Here is a 7,127-nt window from a genome sequence, read left to right as displayed (position 1 = left end):
GGGCCGGGTGCGGCTCCGGGCGTTCCCGGTGCACCGGGCGCCCCGGGTGCGGGCGGCTCCGGTCCGCCGCGTGGCCCGGAGGAGACCTCGGGCGGCGGCGACAAGCCGGACGTGAGCGACTGGTTCGCGCCGCGCAAGGGCAAGTCCTCGCCGGGCACGGCGAGTTCGGGTGCCACGGGCACGGTCCCGGTGCAGGGCCCCGGTCCCTCTTCCGCCCCCGGTCCCGGCGCACCGCCGGGTGCGGCCGAAACTCCGTACGGCACCAACGACCCGTACGGCGTGGGCAGTCCGTACGGCACGGGCGACTCGTACGCCGGCGGCCCGGGCGATCCGTACGACACCGGCTCCTACTCCCCGCCCCCTGCGGACACCCCCGCGCACGGCACACCCGCCGGAGCCGGTCTCGGCGGTCCGGGCGCGGTCCAGGACGGGCCGACGACCGGTCCCGTCAGCGGTGACATGGCGATGCCGCCGCCGCCCCTGCGCGGCGACGTGCCGCCCGAGCCCCCGGCGAACTCGACGCTCGGACTGGGCACCGGACGCGCTCCGTTCGCGCCCGGCGGCGTCGGCGAGGACCTGCTCGCGGACGGCCCCGGCGGCCCGGACGGTACGCAGGACCCGGCCGCGACCGGCGGTCTGCCCGCCTACGGCGGACCGACGGGATACGAGAGCACCGCCGTGGCGGACGAGGAGTCCGAGCGGGACGGCGAACGTGTCGCCGGCGAGACACTGATGAGCCGCGCTCCCCGTCTTGCCGACGAGGACGGAGGCGGGATCTCCGGTTCGCCGTTCGAGAGGGCACCGTCCCGGGCGTCCGAGGAACGCGACGACGCCTCCGGGGGCGGCCGTTCGAAGCTGGCGCTCGTGGGGGTCGGCGTGCTCGGGCTCGTCGGTATCGCGTACGGCGCGGGCCTGTTGCTCGACCACGCGGACGTGCCGAACGGCACCACTGTGCTCGGCGTCCAGATCGGCGGCATGAGCCGGCACGAGGCGGTCAACAAGCTGGACGCCGCCTTCGGCGACCGTACGACGCAGGACTTCACCGTCGTCGCCGCAGGGAAGCAGGCCAAGCTCAAGCCGAGCGTCGCCGGTATGACCCTGGACACCGAGGCGACGGTGCGCGCCGCCGCCGGACGCGACTACAACCCGGTCTCCGTCATCGGCTCGCTCTTCGGCATGGAGCGCGACGCGGAGCCCGCGCTCAAGGTCGACCAGGAGAAGATGGCCTCGGCGCTGCGCCAGGTCGCCAAGCAGACCGGGGTCGGCGGTGCGCCCAAGGACGGCATGGTCAAGTTCGTCGGGGGCAAGGCCGTCGGCGTACCGGGCAAGCCGCACAAGGGGATCGACGCGCAGAAGGCGAGCGCCCGGCTGGAGGGCGCGTACCGCACACGGGCCCAGACCGGGAACAACAGCCCCGTCCGGCTGCCGGTCTCGCCGCAGCAGCCGCAGGTCGGGAAGAAGGAGATCGACCGCGCCATCCGGGAGTTCGGCAAGCCGGCGATGTCCGGGCTGGTGACGATCAAGGCCGGTGGCGCCTCGATCCAGTTCAGTCCGCAGAAGTCGCTGCCGAAGTTCCTGTCGATGAAGCCGGTCAACGGCACGCTGGTCGACACCTACGACCTGCCGGTGCTCAAGACGCTGTACGGCACGACCTTCGACGGCGTGGAGATCACCCGCGGCAACGGCACCAAGACGCCGGTCACACCGCAGGACGTGGCGGGCGCGCTGCGGCTCGCGCTCAAGGAGACCAGCCCGGCCAAGCGCGTACAGGAGATCCCGACCAAGCCGCAGTGAGCGGCGGGGAGTTGAGCCGCCGGCTCCCGGCTTGAGGCCGGGGCCCGGTCCGGGCGTCGGACCGGTGCGCGTCGGGCGGCGCCGCGCGCCCGACGGCCCCTCGGCCGCTGACATCTGTCATACGCAGGTCACGACGCGCGGCACTGCACGGCGGGGCGCCCCGCCCGCGATCCTCAGTGCATGACCACAGAACACTCTCCAGTGGTGGAGTTCGCCGGCGCGAGCAAGAGCTACGGCTCGGTGCGTGCGCTCTCGGACCTCACCGTCAGTCTTCATCCGGGCGAGACGGTCGCACTCCTCGGACCCAACGGGGCGGGCAAGTCGACCACACTCGACCTCCTTCTCGGGCTGCGCCCGCCGGACCCCGGCGGCACGGTCCGGCTCTTCGGCGGCACCCCGCGCAAGGCTGTCACGGCGGGCCGCGTCGGGGCGATGCTGCAGTCCGGCGGCCTGATGGACGGCGTACGGGTACGCGAACTCGTCGGCCTCGCCTGCGACTTGCACCCCCGCTCCCACCCCGTCGACAAGGTGCTGGAGAGCGCCGGGATCGCGGGGATCGCGGACCGTACGGTCGGCAAGCTCTCCGGCGGACAGGAGCAGCGCGTACGGTTCGCGCTCGCCACCGCCGGCGCGTGCGACCTGATCGTCCTGGACGAGCCCACCACGGGCATGGACGTCTCCGCCCGCCAGGAGTTCTGGGCGGTGATGCGCGAACAGGCAGCCCAGGGCCGTACGGTCCTCTTCGCCACCCACTATCTGGAGGAGGCGGACGCGATCGCCGACCGGGTGCTCGTGCTGCACCGGGGGCGGCTGCTCGCCGACGGCACGGCCGCGGAGATCAAGAACAGGGCGGGACTGCGGCGCATCTCCTTCGCGCTGGAGGACGGAGCCGACGAGGCGGCGCTGCGGGCGCTCCCGGCGGTGACCGACTTCGACCTCTCCGGGCGCACCGTACGGATGAGGTCGTCGGACGCCGACGCGACGATGTACGCGCTCTATCAACTGGGTCTCTATCCACGCGACGTGGAGGTGGCACACCTCGGTCTGGAGGAGGCCTTCCTGGCGATCACCCGGCGCGCGGAGGAGCCGGGTGCGGACCAGGGGACGAGCGGGAGCACGGACCACGGCGACGAGCCGGGGCAGAGCCGGGGCACCGGCAGGGAGGCGGCAGCGGTATGAAGACTCTGATCAAGCTGGAGATCCTCCGGTCGTTGCGCAACCGGAAGTTCCTCTTCTTCTCCGTCATCTATCCGTCGGCGCTCTACCTGATCATCGCGGGCGGCGCCGACGACGCGAAACTGCCCGGCATGCGCGTCGACATGGCGCTGTACTACATGGTCGCGATGGCCGCGTTCGGCGCGATGACGGCGGTGCTGATCGGCAACAGCGAGAAGATCGCCAAGGAGCGGGAGCAGGGCTGGGTACGGCAGTTGAGGCTCACGGCGCTCCCGGGACGCGGCTATGTGACGGCCAAGATCGCCGCCGTCTCGACGGTCAGCCTCCCCTCGATCCTCCTCGTCCTCGTGGTGGCCGCGGCCGTCAAGGACGTACGGCTGGAGGTCTGGCAGTGGACCGCCATCGCGCTGTGCACCTGGGCGGGCAGCTTCGTCTTCGCGGCCCTGGGCGTGGCCATCGGCTATCTCGCCTCGGGCGACGCGGTACGCCCGATCACGATGATCATCTACTTCGGGCTGGCGATGCTCGGCGGACTGTGGATGCCGCTCACCGTCCTCCCGGCCTGGGTGGGCGACATCGCGACATGGCTGCCGACCCATGCGTACGCGGCGCTGGGCCGGGCCGTCGAGGAGGGCGACGCACCGCATCTGCAGGACGCCGGCATCCTCGCCGGATACCTCGTGCTGTTCACGGCGGCCGCGGCGTTGCTGTACCGGCGGGACAGCCACAAGGTGTGACGTACACGCGTACGTTCGAAGGCGCAGGCCGGCGGCACGGCGGAGGGAGGCGAGCCACATGGGCGCGATGAGGGACGAGGGCACGGGAGGCGGAGCACTCGCGGAAGCGGGGACAGAGGCAGGGACGGAGCCGGGGACGGCGGCGGTGGGGGCGCCGCCGGACGACGGCACCGGGAGCGGAGCACAGGGAGAGCAGCCAGCCGCCCCGGCCGCCGGCCCCGGCCCCCGCTTCGCCGTCCCGTCGGACCGCCAGGCCATGCCCGGCGTGGGCCACAAGCCGGAGAACCGCCGCCAGTTGCTGGTCAAGGTGCTGTGGACCTCGATCTGGATGGTGTATCTCAGCGCCCCCGTCTCCGACCTCTGGAGCGGCGGCCACAGCGGTCCCGCCCTCGCCCTCGGCGCCCTCGGCCTCGCCTCCTTCGTCGGCGTCTACGTGGCGCTGATCTTCTTCCGGCACACGGACAGTCCGCTCCGCGTGCACACCGGGCTCGGCGTGCTGATGCTGCTCGCCCTCGTCCTGGCCTTCGCGCTGGGCAGCCAGTGGCTGGTGCTGTTCGTGTACCTCTCGGTGGCGGCCGGTGCGGTGCTCCCGCGGCGCCGCGCGAGCTGGGTGATCCCGGCATCCGTGGCGGTCCTGGTCGTCTTCGGGCTGCACGTCGACGGCTCCGCGGACCTGTGGCCCGCGCTGTTCATCCCGGCGCTGCTGGGCGGGTTCGCGATGGCGGGCGTACGGCAGATGATCCGTACGACGCGGGAGCTGAGGGAGGCGCGGGCGGCGGTCGCCGATCTCGCCGCCAGCGAGGAACGGCTGCGTCTCGCCCGCGACTTGCACGACCTCCTCGGGCACTCGCTCTCCCTCATCACGCTCAAGAGCGAGCTGGCCGGACGGATGCTGCCGGGCGAGCCCGAGGCGGCGGCCGCACAGGTCGCCGACATCGAACGGGTCAGCAGACAGGCCCTCGTGGACGTACGCGAGGCCGTCAGCGACTACCGGCGGCCCACCCTCCGGGTCGAACTGGCCAGTGCCGCCACGGCACTCGGCGCCGCCGGGATCTCGTCCCGGCTGCCGGAGACGTCCGCGATCCCGGACGACCTCCACCCCGACCAGGAGAGCGCGCTGGCGTGGGCGCTGCGCGAGGCGTGCACCAACGTCGTACGGCACAGCGGCGGCACCCGGTGCAGCGTCGCCCTGACCGAGCAGGCCGACGAGACGCTCTGCCTCTCCGTCACCGACGACGGCCGTGGCGCCGACGCCCCGCGGGGCAACGGCCTCACCGGACTCGGCGAACGGCTCGCGCTCGCCGACGGGGCGCTGGAGACCGGCCCGGGGGTGCGCGGAGGCTTCCAGTTGCGGGCCGTCGTACCGGCGCGACCGCGCACTTCAGGGGCCCGGGAAACCGCGCAGGACGTAGCGTGAACGCCGTGATCAGACTGCTGCTGGCCGAGGACCAGGCGATGGTGCGCGAGGCGCTCGCCGCCCTGCTGGGACTGGAGCCCGGCATCGAGGTGGTGGCCCAAGTCGGCCGCGGCGACGAGGTGCTGGACGCGGTGCGCGAGCACGAGCCGGACGTGGCGCTGCTCGACATCGAGATGCCCGGCTGCTCGGGCATCGACGCGGCGTCCCGACTGCGCGCGGAACACCCGGAGTTGAAGGTCGTGATCCTCACGACGTTCGGACGCCCCGGCTATCTGCGCCGCGCCATGGACGCCGGCGCCGACGCCTTCCTCGTCAAGGACGCGCCCGCCGCACGCCTCGCCGACGCCGTACGCAGGGTGCTGCGCGGAGAGCACGTCCTCGACCCGGCGCTGGCGGCGTCGGCGCTCGCGGTGGGCGCGAGTCCGCTGACCGACCGGGAGCGCGACGTGCTGAACGCCGCCGCCGACGGCTCCGGCAACGCACGGATCGCGGAGGCGATGCAGCTCTCGCACGGCACCGTCCGCAACTACCTCTCGACGGCGATCCAGAAGACCGGCGCGAGCAACCGCACGGAGGCGGTACGTCTGGCCCGCGACAGGGGGTGGCTGTGAGCGGGACGCGGGCCTGACGGGCAGGGCGTAAGGCCGCTCAGTTGAGGCGTGCCCGTGCCGCCCTCGCCGCCGCGCGGACCGACTCCGCCTCCGTCCCCTCCGCGCCCTCGACCGCCGACGCGTACTCCTCCAACTCCGCGGCGCCGCCCAGGAAGTCGCCCCGCTCGACGAGCAGCCGCGCACGCTCCAGACGCAGCCGCGCCGGACGGTGGGGGAGGAGCAGCGACAGTTCGAGCGCCCAGAGCTGCACGCCCGACTGCTCGGGCCGCGCCGCCGCCCACGCACGGATGTTGTTGAGGATTCGCAGCACCGTCTCCAGCGGACCGGCGGGGTCCAGCCGCGCCGCGGAGAGCGGCGTCCGCGCACCCGTCGCGCCCGCGACGAGCAGCTCCAGATCTCCCGCGGACAGCAGCCGGCCGTGGTTGTACGGATCGGCGAGCGCGTGCTCCCCGTACGGATCGCCGAACCCGATCACGAAGTGCCCCGGCAGACCCACCCCGTAGACCGGCGCCCCGGCCCGCCGCGCCACCTCCATCCAGACCACCGACAGCAGGATCGGCAGCCCCCGGCGCCGCCGCAGCACGGACTGGAGCAGCGACGAATCCAGCCGCCGGTAGTCCTCGGGGGTGCCGTGGAATCCGTGCTCGCGGCCGAGCAGACGGCCCAGCGCGCGTGCCCACTCCTCGGGCGTACGCGAGGCCGCGTACGGCAACAGCCCGGCGAGCCGGTCGAGTTCGATCTGCGCCTCCAGGACGGACCGCTCATGCTCCGCCGCCGCGCCCCCGTCCCCGCCTTCCTCCTGTACGCCGCCGTCTCCGGTTTCCTTGGATTCCGGAGGTGCGGCGTGCGCCGTGGCCGCCTCGACGCCGATCAGCAGGCACAGCAGCGCCAGATCGGGCCGCTCCTCGCGCGCCGCCTCCGCGAACCGCTCGCGATTGCCCGGCCCGGCTGCGTTCTCGTCGTTCTTCTCGCTGTTCCCGTTGTTCTCCTCGTCGGACATCGCGCTCAGTCCTCCGGGGCGCGGCGGTAGTGGTAGGCGTGGTGGTCGGCGAACCCCAGGCCGTCGTACAGGATGCGGGCGGCCTCGTTGCCGGTCTCCACCTGGAGGTACGCCGCCGAGGCGCCCTCGGCGAGCGCGGTCCGCGCCAACTCGGCCATCACCGCGGTCGCGAGCCCTCGCCGCCGGTGCTCCGGCGCCACCTCTATCGCGGCGAAGCCCGCCCAGCGCCCGTCGACCACGCACCGTCCGATCGCGGCGGCACCGGACTTCGCGCCCGCCGACTCCTCGGCGCCGTCCGCCGGTTCCGGCGCATCCGGCGAACCCGGCACCGTCGCGAACCAGACGGACGGCCCGCCCGTGAGCACCCTCGTCGCCGCGTACGGCATCCGGCC

The 7,127-nt window shown here is 73.4% G+C and carries 7 protein-coding genes; 5 read left to right on the top strand and 2 right to left on the bottom strand.

The features are described from left to right. From AN218_RS31800 to AN218_RS31780, 5 genes are all read left to right on the top strand, one after another. Nucleotides 1–1,794: peptidoglycan binding domain-containing protein (locus AN218_RS31800; protein WP_216311836.1), on the top strand; the 1,794-nt coding region annotated here is incomplete at its 5' end. A 180-nt stretch (nucleotides 1,795–1,974) separates the two neighbouring features. Beyond that, nucleotides 1,975–2,973 (top strand): ABC transporter ATP-binding protein, encoded by a 999-nt coding sequence (locus AN218_RS31795; protein WP_079132808.1) that lies wholly within the window; start codon nucleotides 1,975–1,977, stop codon nucleotides 2,971–2,973. Further along, the gene (locus tag AN218_RS31790) at nucleotides 2,970–3,707 is read left to right on the top strand and encodes an ABC transporter permease (protein WP_070020488.1); all 738 of its coding nucleotides are present in this window, start codon (nucleotides 2,970–2,972) and stop codon (nucleotides 3,705–3,707) included. Before AN218_RS31795 ends, AN218_RS31790 begins: the two co-directional genes overlap by 4 nt. Before the next feature lie 256 nt (nucleotides 3,708–3,963). After that, the gene (locus AN218_RS31785; protein WP_070020490.1) at nucleotides 3,964–5,124 is read left to right on the top strand and encodes a sensor histidine kinase; all 1,161 of its coding nucleotides are present in this window, start codon (nucleotides 3,964–3,966) and stop codon (nucleotides 5,122–5,124) included. Nucleotides 5,125–5,162: 38 nt separating this feature from the next. Continuing rightward, entirely contained in the window at nucleotides 5,163–5,735 is a 573-nt protein-coding gene (locus AN218_RS31780) for a response regulator (protein ID WP_476755981.1), read from the top strand. Between the two features lie 37 nt (nucleotides 5,736–5,772). Here AN218_RS31780 and AN218_RS31775 read toward each other — a convergent pair whose 3' ends face one another. Both AN218_RS31775 and AN218_RS31770 read right to left on the bottom strand, forming a co-directional pair. Next, the gene (locus AN218_RS31775) at nucleotides 5,773–6,735 is read right to left on the bottom strand and encodes a transglutaminase-like domain-containing protein (protein WP_070020486.1); all 963 of its coding nucleotides are present in this window, start codon (nucleotides 6,733–6,735) and stop codon (nucleotides 5,773–5,775) included. Nucleotides 6,736–6,740: 5 nt separating this feature from the next. Further along, on the bottom strand, nucleotides 6,741–7,127 hold a 387-nt coding region (locus tag AN218_RS31770), incomplete at its 5' end, for a GNAT family N-acetyltransferase (RefSeq protein WP_141747778.1).

Origin of the sequence: Streptomyces nanshensis (genome assembly GCF_001751255.1) — a bacterium.
Lineage (GTDB): Bacteria > Actinomycetota > Actinomycetes > Streptomycetales > Streptomycetaceae > Streptomyces > Streptomyces nanshensis_A.
Note: the sequence above shows the minus strand (reverse complement) of the source record. Positions and strands in the feature narration are given on the sequence as shown.